The 15,666-nt window shown below is 49.0% G+C and carries 17 protein-coding genes; 12 read left to right on the forward strand and 5 right to left on the reverse strand.

What is annotated here, in order from left to right; genetic code table 11:
* Nucleotides 1–9 precede the first annotated feature (9 nt).
* The gene (locus PPHA_RS15690) at nucleotides 10–258 is read right to left on the reverse strand and encodes a Fic family protein (RefSeq protein ID WP_012508915.1); all 249 of its coding nucleotides are present in this window, start codon (nucleotides 256–258) and stop codon (nucleotides 10–12) included.
* 34 nt (nucleotides 259–292) lie between these two features.
* On the opposite strand from PPHA_RS15690, the gene PPHA_RS16015 reads away from it, so the two are divergent.
* The 11 genes from PPHA_RS16015 (at nucleotide 293) to PPHA_RS11145 (ending at nucleotide 8,774) form a co-directional block, all read left to right on the forward strand.
* Nucleotides 293–580, forward strand: coding sequence for a hypothetical protein (locus PPHA_RS16015; protein ID WP_190273992.1), 288 nt, complete (start codon nucleotides 293–295; stop codon nucleotides 578–580).
* A gap of 99 nt (nucleotides 581–679) precedes the next feature.
* Nucleotides 680–1,060 carry an antitoxin Xre/MbcA/ParS toxin-binding domain-containing protein gene (locus PPHA_RS11100; RefSeq protein WP_012508917.1) on the forward strand — a complete coding sequence of 127 codons (381 nt, stop codon included), beginning with the start codon at nucleotides 680–682 and terminating at the stop codon, nucleotides 1,058–1,060.
* On the forward strand, nucleotides 1,020–1,754 hold the full coding sequence (locus PPHA_RS11105) for an RES family NAD+ phosphorylase (protein ID WP_012508918.1): 735 nt from the start codon (nucleotides 1,020–1,022) through the stop codon (nucleotides 1,752–1,754). Before PPHA_RS11100 ends, PPHA_RS11105 begins: the two co-directional genes overlap by 41 nt.
* Nucleotides 1,755–1,900: 146 nt before the next feature.
* Nucleotides 1,901–2,611 carry a pyridoxine 5'-phosphate synthase gene (locus PPHA_RS11110; protein WP_012508919.1) on the forward strand — a complete coding sequence of 237 codons (711 nt, stop codon included), beginning with the start codon at nucleotides 1,901–1,903 and terminating at the stop codon, nucleotides 2,609–2,611.
* An 8-nt stretch (nucleotides 2,612–2,619) separates the two neighbouring features.
* Nucleotides 2,620–3,324 carry an RdgB/HAM1 family non-canonical purine NTP pyrophosphatase gene (rdgB, locus tag PPHA_RS11115; protein WP_012508920.1) on the forward strand — a complete coding sequence of 235 codons (705 nt, stop codon included), beginning with the start codon at nucleotides 2,620–2,622 and terminating at the stop codon, nucleotides 3,322–3,324.
* Nucleotides 3,321–4,169 (forward strand): undecaprenyl-diphosphatase UppP, encoded by an 849-nt coding sequence (gene uppP / locus PPHA_RS11120; RefSeq protein ID WP_012508921.1) that lies wholly within the window; start codon nucleotides 3,321–3,323, stop codon nucleotides 4,167–4,169. Before rdgB ends, uppP begins: the two co-directional genes overlap by 4 nt.
* Before the next feature lie 109 nt (nucleotides 4,170–4,278).
* Complete coding sequence (locus PPHA_RS11125; protein ID WP_012508922.1) at nucleotides 4,279–5,139, forward strand: PHP domain-containing protein; 861 nt, start codon at nucleotides 4,279–4,281, stop codon at nucleotides 5,137–5,139.
* A gap of 44 nt (nucleotides 5,140–5,183) precedes the next feature.
* Entirely contained in the window at nucleotides 5,184–5,978 is a 795-nt protein-coding gene (locus PPHA_RS11130) for an MlaE family ABC transporter permease (protein ID WP_012508923.1), read from the forward strand.
* Between the two features lie 4 nt (nucleotides 5,979–5,982).
* Nucleotides 5,983–6,717: an ABC transporter ATP-binding protein gene (locus tag PPHA_RS11135; protein WP_012508924.1), complete on the forward strand. Its 735-nt coding sequence runs from the start codon at nucleotides 5,983–5,985 to the stop codon at nucleotides 6,715–6,717.
* 23 nt (nucleotides 6,718–6,740) lie between these two features.
* Entirely contained in the window at nucleotides 6,741–7,619 is an 879-nt protein-coding gene (locus PPHA_RS11140) for an MlaD family protein (protein WP_012508925.1), read from the forward strand.
* 15 nt (nucleotides 7,620–7,634) lie between these two features.
* Nucleotides 7,635–8,774 (forward strand): serine hydrolase domain-containing protein, encoded by a 1,140-nt coding sequence (locus PPHA_RS11145; RefSeq protein WP_012508926.1) that lies wholly within the window; start codon nucleotides 7,635–7,637, stop codon nucleotides 8,772–8,774.
* A gap of 4 nt (nucleotides 8,775–8,778) precedes the next feature.
* On the opposite strand, the gene PPHA_RS11150 is transcribed toward PPHA_RS11145, so the two are convergent.
* On the reverse strand, nucleotides 8,779–10,710 hold the full coding sequence (locus tag PPHA_RS11150) for an FAD-dependent oxidoreductase (protein ID WP_012508927.1): 1,932 nt from the start codon (nucleotides 10,708–10,710) through the stop codon (nucleotides 8,779–8,781).
* A 105-nt stretch (nucleotides 10,711–10,815) separates the two neighbouring features.
* On the opposite strand from PPHA_RS11150, the gene queG reads away from it, so the two are divergent.
* A complete protein-coding gene (queG, locus tag PPHA_RS11155; protein WP_012508928.1) occupies nucleotides 10,816–11,790 on the forward strand; it encodes a tRNA epoxyqueuosine(34) reductase QueG in 975 nt (324 codons plus the stop codon).
* Between the two features lie 202 nt (nucleotides 11,791–11,992).
* On the opposite strand, the gene PPHA_RS11160 is transcribed toward queG, so the two are convergent.
* The 3 genes from PPHA_RS11160 to PPHA_RS11170 form a co-directional block, all read right to left on the reverse strand.
* Complete coding sequence (locus tag PPHA_RS11160; protein WP_041526864.1) at nucleotides 11,993–13,039, reverse strand: ParA family protein; 1,047 nt, start codon at nucleotides 13,037–13,039, stop codon at nucleotides 11,993–11,995.
* Between the two features lie 59 nt (nucleotides 13,040–13,098).
* A complete protein-coding gene (purH, locus tag PPHA_RS11165; RefSeq protein ID WP_012508930.1) occupies nucleotides 13,099–14,676 on the reverse strand; it encodes a bifunctional phosphoribosylaminoimidazolecarboxamide formyltransferase/IMP cyclohydrolase in 1,578 nt (525 codons plus the stop codon).
* 337 nt (nucleotides 14,677–15,013) lie between these two features.
* Entirely contained in the window at nucleotides 15,014–15,622 is a 609-nt protein-coding gene (locus tag PPHA_RS11170; RefSeq protein WP_012508931.1) for a M15 family metallopeptidase, read from the reverse strand.
* Nucleotides 15,623–15,666 lie beyond the last annotated feature (44 nt).

A 15,666-nucleotide genomic window follows, 5' to 3' on the forward strand; every position in this document is an offset into this window, starting at 1 on the left:
TATTCCGTCTCAGGACGTCTTTCGAATATCCGCCAGCAATCGCCTGCCTTTTTCGGTCAAGGTGTACTGTTGACGGGAACTGGTCGGTTTCTCCGAGACGGTCATCGCCAGAATATCCTCCTCCAAAAGTGGATTGACATATTTTTCCCTGAACTTGCTCCGGTCTTTCCACTCCATGATCGTCATCAATTGCTGAACTGTCGCAGGTTTTTCGCATGAACTCAAGACAATTTCGACTTGATGCCAACCTGGTGCCAACTTGGTGCCGACTTGGTGCCAACTTAGTCCCGATTTGACAGAAAACTGCTCCCGGCACTTTCTTCCATCAATTCTGCGATTCTATCAGGTCTGTAATCCTTTTAAAAAACTACGACGCCTCGCAACTCCCGCTGCAGCAACAGCCGAGTTTGCCGGTACGGGCTTTTTCGAGCGACTCTTTTCCTTTGCTTCAGGCAAACCAGGCAATGCCAAACGATCCGGCGGCATCGAACAGAGCGATATGAAAGAATTCATAGAGGATACTCAACTGAGAGCAAGAGAGAGTCAGAATACCGAGTGCCAGAGCAACATTCAGGAGTGAGGATGTTGATGGTACTTTCATAACGAACAATTATATTTTTCTACAGAAACAAATCGACTATATTATTTCCACAGAAATCATAAACGAAGATAGATACCCATGCAGCAATCCACACAGTTTCATCCGGAAAACAGGCAGGCTGTGCTTTCCAAGGCAGTGCGAAACACGGCACTCTATCTTGGTCTCCCGAACACAAAACTTTCCAGAATTCTCGGACTGAGCCCGGCAACAATCAGCCGTCTCAATACAGGAACTTTTTTACTTTCGACCGACAGAAAAGAGTGGGAATTTGCTGTGCTGCTGGTCAGGCTCTTCCGATCGCTAGATTCGATTGTGGGAGGATCATCAGAAGCGGCCAAAGTATGGCTGAACAGCGAAAACAAGGCACTTTCTGGCCGGAAGCCAGTTGAACTTATTGAAACAACGGAGGGACTTGTTCATGTCGTCACCTATCTGGACGCCTGCCGAGGTATTGTCTGAAGCCTGGAATCATCAGAGGACAATATGGAGAATCGTTGAGGCGCAGCACGTGGTCTCGACCATGAAAATTGTAGACTCACTTGCTGAACAGGCGCTGCTTGAAGAGATTCTTGAACAGGGAAAGCCGCCCGTACCAACTGAAACGGCAGGACTGCACTATCTTCTCTCAACGCCATTTCGTTATAAAACCCTCTACCCTAAAGGCTCACGGTTTCGGGCTCCAAGTGATCCCGGCGTTTTTTATGGGGCAGAACGGGTAAAAACTGCTGCGGCTGAAATTGGGTACCATCGCTGGCAATTTCTTCAGGATTCCTTGAATCTCGACAGGCTTCCGCCCGCTCAATTCACCGCGTTTTCTGTGCAAGTGAAGGGAATAATGGTCGATTTGCGACTGGCTCCTTTCAAGAAAGATACACTCTTCTGGACTGATCCAGGCAACTACAGCGCAACACAAGCATTTGCAAAAGTTGCACGGCAAGCATCTCTTTCAGCAATTCTCTACCACTCCGTCCGTGACCCCAAGCCTCATTGCTGCACCGCTGTGCTCACACCCGGAGCATTTGCTGCAAAAAATCCTGACAAACCTATGCAGACGCTGACGCTCACCATCCTCCAAAAGGAGGCCGTCTGGCAGGGACAAAGGATTCAATCTTTTGCATTCAATCCCGCATTCTGGGCCAACCCACTCATATAACCGAGGTATAAAGAATTGCCAGCTCAAGCTACCTCTCTGCAAAAATTGCCCATTGTATCATTTTTCATTACCTTCGCTTAAGAAAATAAAGCAGGAGAACCTGCAGAGAAAAGCTTCCGATTGCTGACCATTGACCTTTCGATACCATGAGATTAGCCGTTAATATTGATCATATCGCCACCCTGCGCAACGCTCGGGGCGAGCAGGAACCTGATCCGGTTGCCGCTGCCCTGCTTGCTGAAAAGTGTGGCGCTGCGGGCATTGTCTGCCACCTGCGTGAGGATCGTCGCCATATTAACGACCATGATCTTGCCCGACTCCGCGAAGCGGTGACCACAAAGCTTGATCTTGAGATGGCCATGACCCCGGAGCTGCAGCAGATAGCGCTGAAAACAAGGCCGGAGCTCATCACCCTTGTGCCTGAAAAAAGGGAGGAGCTTACGACTGAAGGCGGGTTTGACATTGTCCGCCACTATGCGGTACTGGCAGCATATCTGAAACCGTTCAATGCTGCGGGAATAGAGGTCAGTCTCTTTATCGAACCCGAGAAAAAAGCTATCGACCTTGCCAAACAGGCTGGGGCCGATCTGGTAGAGCTGCACACGGGCCTTTATGCCCTGAAAAAAGAGGGTGAGGCACAATCGAAAGAGCTGCAAAGAATCCGTGAGGCCGCCATACACGCCAGAAGCCTCGGGCTCAAGGTGGTTGCGGGCCACGGGCTTAATTATCTCAACATCGCTCCTTTCAGGGAGATTGAGGAGATTGAAGAGGTCAGTATCGGTCATGCCATTATTGCCCGTGCCGTACTGACAGGTCTTGAAGAGGCAATCAGGGAGATGCTTCGTATCATAAAATAGAACAACCCATGCCAGCAACTGCCGATAAAGAGATTACCATTGTTCTTGCCACCGCCAATCGGGACAAGGTCAAAGAGCTTCGTCCTCTGCTTGAAACAATCTCTCCCCTGTTCACTGTTCGGACACTCCATGAGCTTGGTGTGGATGTCGAGATTGAGGAAACAGAGGAGACGCTCGAAGGAAATGCCCTGCTCAAGGCAAGGGCGATTTTCGCCATTCTCTCTGAACGCTTCCCCTTTATGATTGCACTGGCAGACGATACCGGGCTGGAAGTGGATGGGCTTGATGGAGCGCCGGGTGTTTACTCTGCACGATTTGCTCCTGTGCCGGATGGCCAGAGTCCAACGTATAAAGACAATGTTGCTCACCTGCTGCACTGCATGAAGGGTATCGCCAACCGAGAGGCTCGTTTCAGAACCGTTATTGCGCTGAAAGGCGCTCTCCCGTCTGCGGAAGGATGCTTCCGGTTTGAACACACTGCTGAAGGAGTGGTTCCCGGCAGCATAACCCTTGAAGAACAGGGTGTTGAAGGGTTTGGTTATGATCCCCTTTTTCTGGTACACAACACCGGGAAAACCTATGCTGAAATGAGCACGACAGAAAAAAACAGGCTCAGTCACCGCGCCCTTGCCGTTCAGCATGCTGTAAACTACCTTAAGAACATTCTTCAGCAGAAAAGCGTTCTGCCAACCGATACAACGACACATCCATGACCCTCTTTGAAGCTATCGTTCTCGGTATCGTCCAGGGACTGACGGAGTTCCTTCCGATCAGCAGCACGGCACATCTGAGAATTATTCCTGCTCTTGCCGGATGGGAAGATCCCGGTGCCGCATTTACTGCCATCGTTCAGATCGGCACCCTCGTAGCTGTTCTTCTCTATTTCTGGAAAGATATTTTCATCATCGTCGCCGCTGTCATTGAGGGCATCGTACAGCGCAAACCGCTGGAAAACAGTGACGCCAAAATGGGGTGGATGATTGTTGCCGGAACGATACCGATTGTCATTTTTGGCAAACTCTTTGAAACGCAGATTGATACCACACTCCGCTCCCTTTACTGGATCAGCGGGTCACTTATCGGGCTGGCGATCATTCTCTTTCTGGCTGAAGGGAAAATAAAAAACCGGATCAAAAAAGAGCTTCCACTGAAAGCAATGGAAAATATCGGATGGAAAGAGGCTCTTCTGATCGGTCTGGCTCAAAGCATCGCCCTCATACCCGGCTCATCGCGTTCAGGGGTAACAATTACCGGCGGCCTTTTTTTAAATCTTGACCGTGCAACCGCTGCACGTTTTTCATTTCTACTTTCCCTGCCAGCGGTATTTGCCGCAGGACTCTACAAGCTCTATCAAACCTGGGATATTATTGTCGCATCTCCTGAACACATCACCAACATCCTCGTTGCAACCCTGGTGGCTGGTATTGTCGGCTATGCATCAATAGCCTTTCTTCTCAACTACCTGAAAAAACATACGACAACCATCTTCATTGCCTACCGGCTCGTGGCAGGTACAGCCATACTCTACCTTGTCGCTACGGGAGTCCTGCAACCCTAAAAAGAGGGAGTACACAACTCTTAAAAAATAATTAAGTTTTCTGCAGAAGCAGGCGGAAAATTTTTCTTATATATCAGTTAATCTAAATTAACAGTTTAATAATCCAACCGTGCCATACAGCTTATCCGGCGTAGGGCATAATGGTTTTGAAAAAGCAGATTTACATATACATACCAAATGTTCAGACGGGATCTTTACACCGGCGGAGATTGTTGAAAAAGCAGCACTCGTCGGGCTGAAGGCCATTAGTATTACTGATCATGATTCTGTTTTAGGTATTGACAAAGCAAAGCCATTAGCCTCAGAGAAAGGCATTGAGCTTATTCCTGGTGTAGAAATGAGCTCGACCTACAAGGGCAATGATATTCATATCCTTGGTTATTTTTTTGATTATCAGCATTCAGAGCTGAAAGAATATCTGGATCACTGCCGCCACCTGCGCACCGAACGGGCTGAGCGCATGGTGAGCAAACTCGCCAAAATGGGCGTAAAGATCGGTATTGAGCAGATCATTGTCAAGGCACAGAACGGCAGTGTCGGGCGACCGCATATTGCAGCGGTGCTGCAGGATGTCGGCTATGTAAAAAGCTTCAGCGAGGCATTCAGCAAATATCTCGGCTCACACAGCCCGGCATATGTCAAAAGCATTGAAACGCATCCAGCGGATGTCATAAAGCTCATCAACAAGGCCTCGGGCCTCTCTTTCCTTGCGCATCCGGCGCAGAATGTCTCTGATGAGACGCTGAAACAGTTGATTACGTTTGGCCTTGATGGCATTGAAATTGTTCATCCCTCTCACGATGCCTACCGCCAGAATTACTACCGTGAAATTGCGAATGAGTACTTTCTGCTCTTTTCAGGAGGTTCTGACTTTCATGGAATGCGTGAGCGCGATGAAGATATCTTCGGCAAGGTCACCATACCTTGCGAATGGGTAGCGAAAATGAAAAGCCGACTTTTACACGCATGAAAACAGGACAACAAGCGCTCAGCTCACCTCATCACACTCTTTTTATGCCATTATCCTTCATGCGCAATCTGGAAAAAAAGCTTGTCCTGCGACTGAAAGATTTTTTCCTCACCATGCAGGATTTTTTTCTCTTTTCGCTCAGGGCGTTTATGGCTATGCCGAAAATAAAGCGCTACTGGAGAGACTTTCTTGACCAGGCTGGCATCTGCGGTACCGACTCGATTCCCATTGTACTGGTCAGCGCCATTTCCATTGGGGCGCTTCTTGCCATCGAAGTTGGGAACCTGCTTGAAGATTTCGGCGCCAAAACAATGCTCGGACGCTCAACCGCCCTCTCCGTAATCCGCGAACTCGGACCGCTGCTGATGGGCCTCATGCTCTCCGCACGCTTCGGATCGAGAAATGGTGCTGAACTCGGCGCCATGCAGATATCGGAACAGATCGACGCCCTTCGTGCTTTCGGTACCGATCCCATTGCCAAACTGGTTATGCCGCGCCTTGTTGCTGCACTCATCATGTTTCTGCCACTGACCGCGCTTTCCGACTTTGCCGGACTGCAAAGCGCAGCCTACATGGCCGAGCACTACCACCGGATCGACCCTGGAATATTCTGGAACGCTGTTTATCCCCGGCTTGCACCAAAAGACTTTGTGGTCGGGTTTCTCAAAGCTCCTGTCTTCGCCATTATTATAACGCTGGTCAGCAGCTTCAACGGCTTTTCGGCAAGGGGAGGTACCGCTGGTGTCGGGCGTGCCACCATCAAAGGCATTGTTGTATCATCCGGGCTGGTACTGATTGCCAATTTCTACGTTTCAAAGATTGTGCTGGAAAACATGTAAGTGGATGATTGAATTACGAAATGTAAGCTTGAAATATGGCGAGAAAGAGATCCTCAAAAAGGTCTCCCTGACCGTCAAAGACAACACCATCAAGGCAATTCTTGGTCCCAGCGGCGTTGGAAAGAGCACCATTCTCAAGCTGATGCTCGGCCTCATCAAGCCCAACAGCGGTCAGGTTATTGTTGATGGCACCGATATAACCGGCATGAAAGAGAGTGCCCTTTACGCTATACGGCGCAAGATGGGGATGGTTTTCCAGGGAAATGCGCTCTTCGATTCGTTGACCATCAGCCAGAATCTGGGCTTCTTTCTTCGTGAAAACATGAAGCTTCCGGAAGAGGAGATAAGCCAAAGAGTTGCCGAGCAAATCCAGTTTGCGGGGCTGGAAGGGTATGAAGATCAACTGCCTGAAAGTTTGAGTGGAGGAATGCGCCGAAGGGTTGCCATCGGAAGGGCGATGATTTTCAAGCCACACATGATTCTTTTTGATGAACCAACCGCAGGACTTGATCCGGTCAGCTCAAAAAAAATCCTCTCGCTTATCAGTTCGCTGCGCCATAACAACAACCTTGGAGCCGTGATTGTTACCCATATTATTGATGATGTCTTTAATGTTGCCGACTCCGTTGCCGTACTCTATCAGGGTGAAATGATTTTCGACGATGTAACCGAAAAACTGCATGAGTCAAACCATCAGTTCATACGCTCAATTCTTTCCGATAAAATTCTTGAACTATAACATCACTTAAGACTTTCACCTGTATGAAAAATCCGAACGCTTTGAAATGGAGCGATCTGAAAACCGGCATATTTTTTGTTTTCGGCGTCTGTTTTGCCGCCTATATGGGACTGGTTATTGGGAAAAACAGCAACCTGTTTACCGGCGTGACGAACATTAAAATTCTTTCTAGTGATGTTCAAAGCCTCGCAGAGAACAACTTTGTCTCGGTTTCAGGCAAAAAAATCGGCACCGTTTCAAAAATGGACTTTGAGAGAAGAAATGGTACCCTTTTCGTCGTTGCCACGCTCAGACTGAAAAATGAGTTTGCCCACCTTGTTACCAAGGATGCCAGGGCGACCATCAAATCCCTCGGTATACTGGGCGACAAATATGTTGATATCAAAACAGGAAAAGCTGCAGCCGTTAACGATGGGGATTTTATCTCTCTTGAAACCGAGGACGGAATGGCAAACCTCACGGCCAGTGCGAACAACGCTTTTGTCAAAATCAATGAGCTCCTCGACCACCTGAACAGCGGCAAAGGAATGGCTGGAAGGCTTATTTCAGATGAAAAAATGGGCAGTGAACTTGCTGAAACAATTAACAGTCTGAAAACCACAACGGCAGAGCTCTCAACACTGACAAAGAAGGCCTCCCATGGCGATGGTCTCCTTCCAAGACTCCTTAATGACAAGGCATTGGCGGAAAACAGCAGCGAGACCATTGAACGTCTCAACCAGGCTGCGTTGAAAACCGAAACACTGATCACCAAGCTCAGCAATGACAACGGAACCCTTGGCCAGCTCTCTTCCAATCCGGCGCTCTACAACAACCTCTCCAGAACGCTTTCATCGCTTGATTCTGTCCTGGTTGACCTGAAAGCGAACCCGAAACGCTATGTCAAATTTTCGCTCTTTTAAACTGCCAATAACCCGATGCCCCGACTGCTCCGCTTTGTTATTGCATCATGCATACTCTTTGCAGGATCAGGCGGAGCGCTTCCATCAAAGAGCATGGCTTATGATTTCAAGCCGCTTGAAGCCGTCGTGCAAAAAGCCGTAAGCGATACGGTCTTTCCGGGAGCAAGCCTCGCCGTTCTTTACAAGGGAAAGGTTGTTTTTCATAACGCATTCGGAAGGATGACCTATGACCCGAAAAGCAGCCCGGTAGAGACGACAACCATGTACGATCTTGCCTCTCTGACCAAAGCTATTGTCACCACGAGCATTGCCATGCAGCTTGTTGATCGGGACTCACTCTCTATTCAAACTCCAGTATCCCGTTATCTGCCAGCTTTTGCACAGAAAGGCAAGGATGCAGTGACGATCGAGCAGCTCCTGCGCCATACCTCCGGATTACGGGCCCACACGTTTTATGCAAAAAGCTGCCGTACCCCCGAAGAGCTTTTCCGGGCCATTGAAGCCGATACGCTGCTCTCACAACCCGGCAAAACCACCCTCTACAGCGATCTCAACTTCATGCTTCTTGGCAGAATCATTGAGATGATAACCGGCAAAACCCTTGCCGCTAACTTTCATCGACGTTTTGCTGAGCCACTTGGCATGAGTTCGACCATGTTCACCCCACCACCATCGCAGAGCGGACGTATTGCACCGGTGGACAAGGATACGCTCTGGCCATTGGAGGCGCCAAGGCCCCTCGTCAACGATCAGAATGCTGCGCTGCTCGGAGGCGTTGCCGGTCATGCCGGACTCTTTTCAACCACAGGTGACCTCCTTGGCATGGTCTCTATGCTTATGGATGGAGGAAGCATCAATGGCCAAACGTACTTCCGAACAGCCACACTCAGGAAATTTCTCTCCCGAAACGGCTATCCAAGAGCGCTGGGATGGGATTTACGCTCTCCGGATGGTCACTCTTCAGCGGGAGACTACTTTTCCGCATCCTCGTACGGCCATCTTGGCTACACGGGAACCAGCATCTGGATTGATCCCGAAAAGGAGCTTGCAGTCATTCTGCTCAGCAACAGGGTCTATCCCACATCAGAAAACATCAAAATCCGCACTTTTCGCCCCTTGCTTCACAACACCGTTGTGCAATGCCTGGGGGATTAGTACGTCAGGCAAATAAACCCTTCATCGGCACAATCGGAAGCGGAATCGGCTTCAGCGACTCCTGACGGAAGATCAGGTTGGCAGCCATGCGCCCGGTAAAAGCCGCAGCCTCCATAAGAAAAACCGGCGCATCAACCTTTACCCAGTCTCCGGCAAGAAAGAGATTTGAAAAAGGCGTTTCAATGCCGGGACGACGGGCATGATCACCCGGAGCCCACCTTGAAAAGTTGGACTGCAGCATAAAGAGTTCGTGCAAGAGCTTCGCTTCGCGGGTTTCCGGAAACATGGTATGCAATTCCTGAAGCATCGTTGCCTTGATCTCCTCTTCCGGTCTGATATCCTTTGGAGCAATGGCATAGGCGTGCAGTTCAACGACAGTGCCACCATGCTTTTTTGCCCACGAAATGAAGGGCTCCTGAAAATGCGAATAGAGAGATATCGAGTCGGTATAGGTATAACCCGAAACCGTATAAAAAGGAAACTCCGCAGAATCAATCTTCCGGTCAATCCAGAGGCGGTAGACCGCATAGGGATCCGCCTCCCCGAGCGAAGCAACCTTCGACTCAAATTCAGGACGAGCCAATTGCGAAGCATGAACCAGCCCTCGGGTACCCCGCACATCGGAAGCGATAACGCAATAATCACATGCGAGAAGTTCACCCTCTCCTCCACCAACTATTCCTTCGCGCTTCACAACCAGTTTCTCTCCCTCAGGAAGCACCGCAAGTCTTGCAAGTGGAGCCTCGGGCGGCCCACTGACCGGAATACCTGATGCGTCGTAACGACCTGCATGGCAGGGACAGTAAAAGCCCCCGGTAAGAGCATCGGGAGTAACCGGGCAACCCATATGCGTACAGCGCCCGTCGAAGGCAAGATAACCGTTCCCTTTACGCCCAACCATGACCGGCACACCATCAACTGTAACAAACGCAGCAAAACCCTCTTGCGGAACCGCAGCAGCATCAAGAATTAAATAGAGGGCGCTACCACTATCCGGCGAATCCACCACAACCCCCTCAACCCTCTTCCCCTCAACCTTCAGCCTCCCTGCCGAACATCCCTTCCGGAGCGTCACCCCAAGCTCCTTCAGTTTAGCCTCAAGGGGATTGATGAGGGCGGTCATACAATCACGATTGGTAATTTTAAAAGAGAGCCCTTCCGGACTGCCCATAAAATAAAAATGAAAATAGCGAAGAGCCTCCGCCGCCGACAACACCTCCATACGGTTCATGGTCGCATCCGCAAAAGGGTGCAGCACCGTATCAACAAAAGCGGGAAGAGTCTCACCTTGACGGCAAAAGGTCATAAAATCGATAGCGTCATACTTCTGAAAGCTCTTTTTATACTCGTACCGGAACAACTCTATGGTCGAGAGCAACCCTTTGGAATTTTTCAGAAAAGAGATCAGATCCAGTCGGCGGGACTGACCGATAATAGCAAATACATTAAGCGGAAATAATTTCGGTGTCTGACCAAAAATCTCTTCCGGAGAATTTTTAAAAATCACCGGATATCCGGGAGAGGCCAGAAAAACATCCGGCTTGATGCCAGCAGAGGCAAAAAGCTCATTGAGATTGTAATACTGGTCAAAAAAGCCATGAAAGCCGTGCTCCACCGGAAAGCGTTCACCAAGAGCCTCAAGATCCCAGCCGGTAAGCTTGCCGCCCAGAGAGGCAGAAGACTCCACAAGCGTCACCGCAAAACCCTTGCGGGCCAGCTCAAGGGAAGCGGTAATACCAGCCAGACCCCCGCCAATAACCACCACCTTTTTTGACAGCTCAAGCCTCTCCTTCCCCTCCGCTCCTTCAGCCGACTGGAGATAAAACTCCTTTCTCGGCTGATAATAGCCAACCAAACCTGCGGTACCTGCCACGGCAACACCAGCGCCAATACCAGTGCGCTGCAGCATTTTTTTTATAAACTCACGTCGTTCCATACAATAAAGAGAACGTTAAAGCGAAAGGGAAATCAATTTTCTAACCTGTATATTTATTTAACGATAAATAGTTGTTTAAGCAAGCCTGCAAACCTTTATCCCGTAATGGCAGACCCTTCCACCACGCTTGCCCGCCAGATCCGCAAAGAAGCGGCGCGACTTGGATTTGCGGCCATCGGGTTTTCCGCTCCTGTACGGCAACCCATTGCTATGCAGCATGTTACCGATATGGTCCGTGAAAAACGGCATGGGGAGATGGGCTACATGGAAAAGCAGATGGAGGAACGGAGCAATCCTTCCCTGCTGTTTACAGGGTTGCACACCATCATCTCTACTGCCATCTGTTATAATTATCCTCTCAGCCATGATGATGGCCTGCCGAAAATCTCGAAATATGCACTCATCGACGACTACCACAGGGTTGTCAGGAATAAACTGGAGGCGCTTGTTGCAGCAATACAATTGCTTGTGGAAGAGCCTCTCCAGGCAAGAATCACGGTTGACAGCGCGCCACTTCTTGAAAAAGCGTGGGCCGAAGAGGCCGCTATCGGAAAAACCGGAAAAAACACCCTTCTGAAGGTGCCCTCTGCCGGGTCGTATGTTTTTCTTGGAGAAATTCTTGTTGACCGGGAGATTATCTCTACAAAACTTTCCTTGCCCAACTACTGTGGCAGTTGCAGTAATTGTCTTGAGCGCTGCCCTACCGGGGCATTGCTTGAACCGGGAAAAATTGATGCCTCAAGGTGCATCTCCTATCTGACAGTGGAGCTGAAACGGGATTTTACGGCTGAAGAGGCGGCGATGATCGGCGACTGGTTGTTTGGATGCGATCTCTGCCAGGAGGTCTGCCCCTATAACCGGCAGGCAAGCATCACCGCAAATGAATCATTTGTGTTGCGGCAGAATCTCATCGGCATCACAACAGAGGAGATATTGAACCTGACCAAATCAAGCTTCCGCGAACTCTTTTATGGCACCCCGATTTTCCGCATCGGCCTCAGGCGTTTGAAACGTAACGCCCTGGCTGTTGCGGATAATCTGAAAAAGGCGAAAGAAGACACGATACCTACCAATTTCTGAACAAGTTGAGTTCGAAACTTGTCCAGAATGAAAACAAATAGAAAAAACTAATAACGAATATCCAAGCGCACAGTCATTCCATAATTTCAACTTATGGCATGAATCTTCAGTATCTTGCCTTATTTTCTATGGAATCTATTTTTATAGAGTACTTATAATGACTCTTGCCTGTATGAATAGGAGTTATATGTTATGGAATTATTTACTCGATTATTGCGACAAGATCCCTGATATTTGGCCGTTGCTTGTCCAGTTGAGATTGATTAACATTCACACTTTTTCCATTCACACTTATGAGACCAGCATTTAAAGACATTATTGGTATTCCGAGTGTACTTGATACCACTGAAGCAGTATTTGCATCCACTATCTCAAATTGAAACATATTTGTAAACGCACGGCGACTTTGTGGCACACCTGCAGATACAGGATGGACACAAAATCTATTGGAATTATGAAGCCATACGTTCCAGATTTCTTCGCCAATTTCCCGAACAACTTGCCCGAAAGCACTGGCGGATTTTACATACTGTGTGAGTCTGTTACCGATATAGCAATAAATTTGAGGTAACGCCATAGTAAATCGTAGCGAGTTATTGAAAAACTCTGATTGTTGTGTACCAGCCTGCCTTGTAATACCAAAGAGAAGCGCCAATACTGCCCGAACAGCTCGTTTTGAAGAACCATCCGCTGAAAACGGAACAAGTACTCTTTGAGCCGCCGACATGGCAAGTTCAGTATAAATTGAAAAGCTTGGATTACAATCAATAAATACCGTTACATCTGCTTGATCCCAAGAATTTTTAACGTCATTTATCAAGTCTGAAATCCAGGAATGGACAATACGCCACGCATCTGCCGGGCCCGGCTGAGTTGCACCATAGACACGAGACGCTTGAATTTCTAGGGTTTCGTCTCCTGCAATCAAAAAGAGATTTACAGGAATCGCACTGTTATACTGTGAGATCTGTGTTAAATATTGAGCCCCGGTATTGGGGTTAACATACGGACTGACAATACGATCTTCGATATATGTTGAAATTGTACGTGACGGACTTAACTCTGATAAAAGCCGTTCTCCGTTGATCATTCCACCAAGCAGCATACCTGATGCATTAGCTTGAGGGCATAAATCGATAACAAGGATTTTCTTGTCCGCATGAGTGCGAGCATATTCACATGCGACTTGAAAAGTCAGATAACTCTTTCCAACACCACCCTTGTTGTTCCAAAAAGCATATACCGCCATAGGTTCACCCCAATAGTCATTTTTTTCCCAAACCATTACTTCTCCGACTTTTTGCTTTCTCAATGCTTGAAGTGACGCATTCCGGTAAAGACCATCGCAAGGTTGTTGGCATCGGCTGCTTCAATCACCTCGTTATCGCGAATGGAGCCACCAGGCTGAATGACTGCGGTAACACCAGCTTCGGCAGCGGCAAGCAGGCCATCAGCGAAGGGGAAAAACGCATCCGAAGCAACAACCGATCCATGCAGGTCGAGACTAACTTCAGAGGCCTTCCAACGTGCAATTTTGGAGGAGTCAACGCGCGACATCTGTCCAGCGCCGACGCCGTATGTCTGACGATTCTTGACATAGAGAATGGTGTTCGACTTGATATGCTTGCAGATTTTCCAGGCAAACATCAGGTCGGCAATCTCCTCTTCTGTCGGCTGCCGTTTGGTTACAACCGTCAGATCCTCTTTTGCAACGATTTTGCTGTCACGTTCCTGAACAAGCATCCCGAACGGGGTTGACTTGAACTCCCAGCCACCTTTGGGCAAAGCGTTCGTCTGCAGCACCAGCCTGCGATCTTTTTTCTTCATCAGCATCTCAAGCACGCCATCCTCAAAAGCGGGAGCAATGAGAATCTCGGTGAAAATTTCATTGACCGCCTTTGCTGCCTCCATATCGAGAGGACGGTTAAAGGAGATAATTCCACCAAAAGGAGCCTGGGTATCGGTTGAAAATGCCCTGCGGTAGGCTTCGGCAAGGGTCGGGGCCTGAGCGACACCACAGGGGTTGGTGTGTTTGACAATGACCACTGTCGGCTCCTCTCCACGGAACTCCTCAATCAGGGAGACTGCTGCAGCGATGTCGAGCATATTATTGTAGGAGAGCTCCTTGCCATGCAGCTTCTCGAAAAAGTCGCCAAAGGAGCGTGTTCCGTTCTCATCGGTCAGGCGGTAAAGCCCTGCGCTCTGGTGCGGATTTTCACCGTAACGCATATCGAGCTCACGCTCAAGAGTGACCGTCATCTTTGAGGCCGCACCCTGCTGCTCTCCTGCGACTGCTCCGGCAAGGTAAGAGGCAATGGCACGGTCATAACGGGAGGTGAGTTCAAATACTTTCAGGGCAAGCGTCAGACGGGTCGTTCTTTTTGTCGCACCGTTATGCTCACGCATCTCCTGCAGCACAAGAGCGTAGTCGGCACTATCGGTTACCACCGTTACCGATTCGTTGTTCTTGGCTGCACTGCGCAGCATGGATGGACCACCAATATCAATATTCTCTATAGCATCCTCGAAGGTTACATCCGGCCTTGCCACTGTAGCCTCGAAAGGATAAAGGTTGACGACAACAAGATCAATGAAGCTGATACCGTTCTCCGTAGCCTGTTTGACATGCTCCGGATTCTCCCTTACGGCAAGCAGTCCACCATGTATTTTCGGGTGCAGGGTTTTGACCCGTCCATCCATGATTTCCGGAAATCCGGTAATGGTGGAGATGGAGGATGCGCTGACTCCTGAATCCTGAAGCGACTTCAAGGTACCCCCTGTTGAGAAAATTTCAACGCCCATGCCACTCAACTCCCGGCAAAATTCAACAATACCGGTTTTATCAGATACAGAGACCAGCGCCCGCTTGATGACAGGATCAGACATTTGCAGAAAATTTATTTATTGATCGTTCGTTTTAAAGCTCTTCGGTAAAGCGGGAATTTAAGAAAAAATCTCCAATTATTTGAGGGCGATCTGCTCCGGGAGAAGCCGAAACCGCACAGAGATGCTTTCATAAAAGACGGGAAAGCCAGAGGTTGAGAGCATCATATTACGGAGTAAAATTTCGTGCTATCGCTCCTCTTCAGTTGCACCATGCGTGTGATGCTTTCCCCCCCAGGCGATGAAACCCGTCAACGTCCGGGGAGGTGATGCAAGATTCACGGAACAGAAAGTAACCTATCCCGCAACGAAAGGGAGTCGAGGGAATAAAAACAGCGGCCTATGCGTAAATTGGCAAGTTACCAGCCACGCGGGTTCTCAACTCGGCCAGCATCTCCGACTCCTTCATTTTAGACGCCCAGGCAGGGCGAAGCTGAAAGTGCGGCTCATCGACAATTGTTTTCCAGTTTCCTCCCCACTCTAATCCGAGGTCTGTGCCAATAACACCCACAGCCTTGTACTTTGGTGAATCACCGAGATACTTGTTTCCCTCAAAAACCCCGATATCAAATGCAATGCCGAAGTTGTGATTTGAGAAGCCCCCTTTGGCGTTGGTAACTTTATTCCCCGGCACCGTTCGACCTTGCGCGTACAAGGCATCTTGTTCTGCATAGGTCCTGAAACCACAGATTATCTTTATGCTAATTCCGCTCAAAGCGGCTTTCTGGACAAGAGCACGCGCTAATGGTTGTACCTGGGGCAACAGTGTTGCGATGACCTTTTCACTTCTTTGATCGACTGGGGCTATATCGGGCACTGGCGGAGCATCAGGAAGTGTGGGAGTGACAATATTCTTGTAAATGGCACTCCAGGTTTCCGGTCCAGCCTTGCCATCGGCATCAACACCCAAAACTTTTTGTACCTCGGTGATCAGCTCTTCGATTTTCATCTTTCCTCCTGTAACAGTTATGGAAGTGGGAAATGGAAACTGTG

Source organism: Pelodictyon phaeoclathratiforme BU-1 (genome assembly GCF_000020645.1).
In the GTDB taxonomy this organism is placed as follows: Bacteria; Bacteroidota; Chlorobiia; order Chlorobiales; family Chlorobiaceae; genus Chlorobium; species Chlorobium phaeoclathratiforme.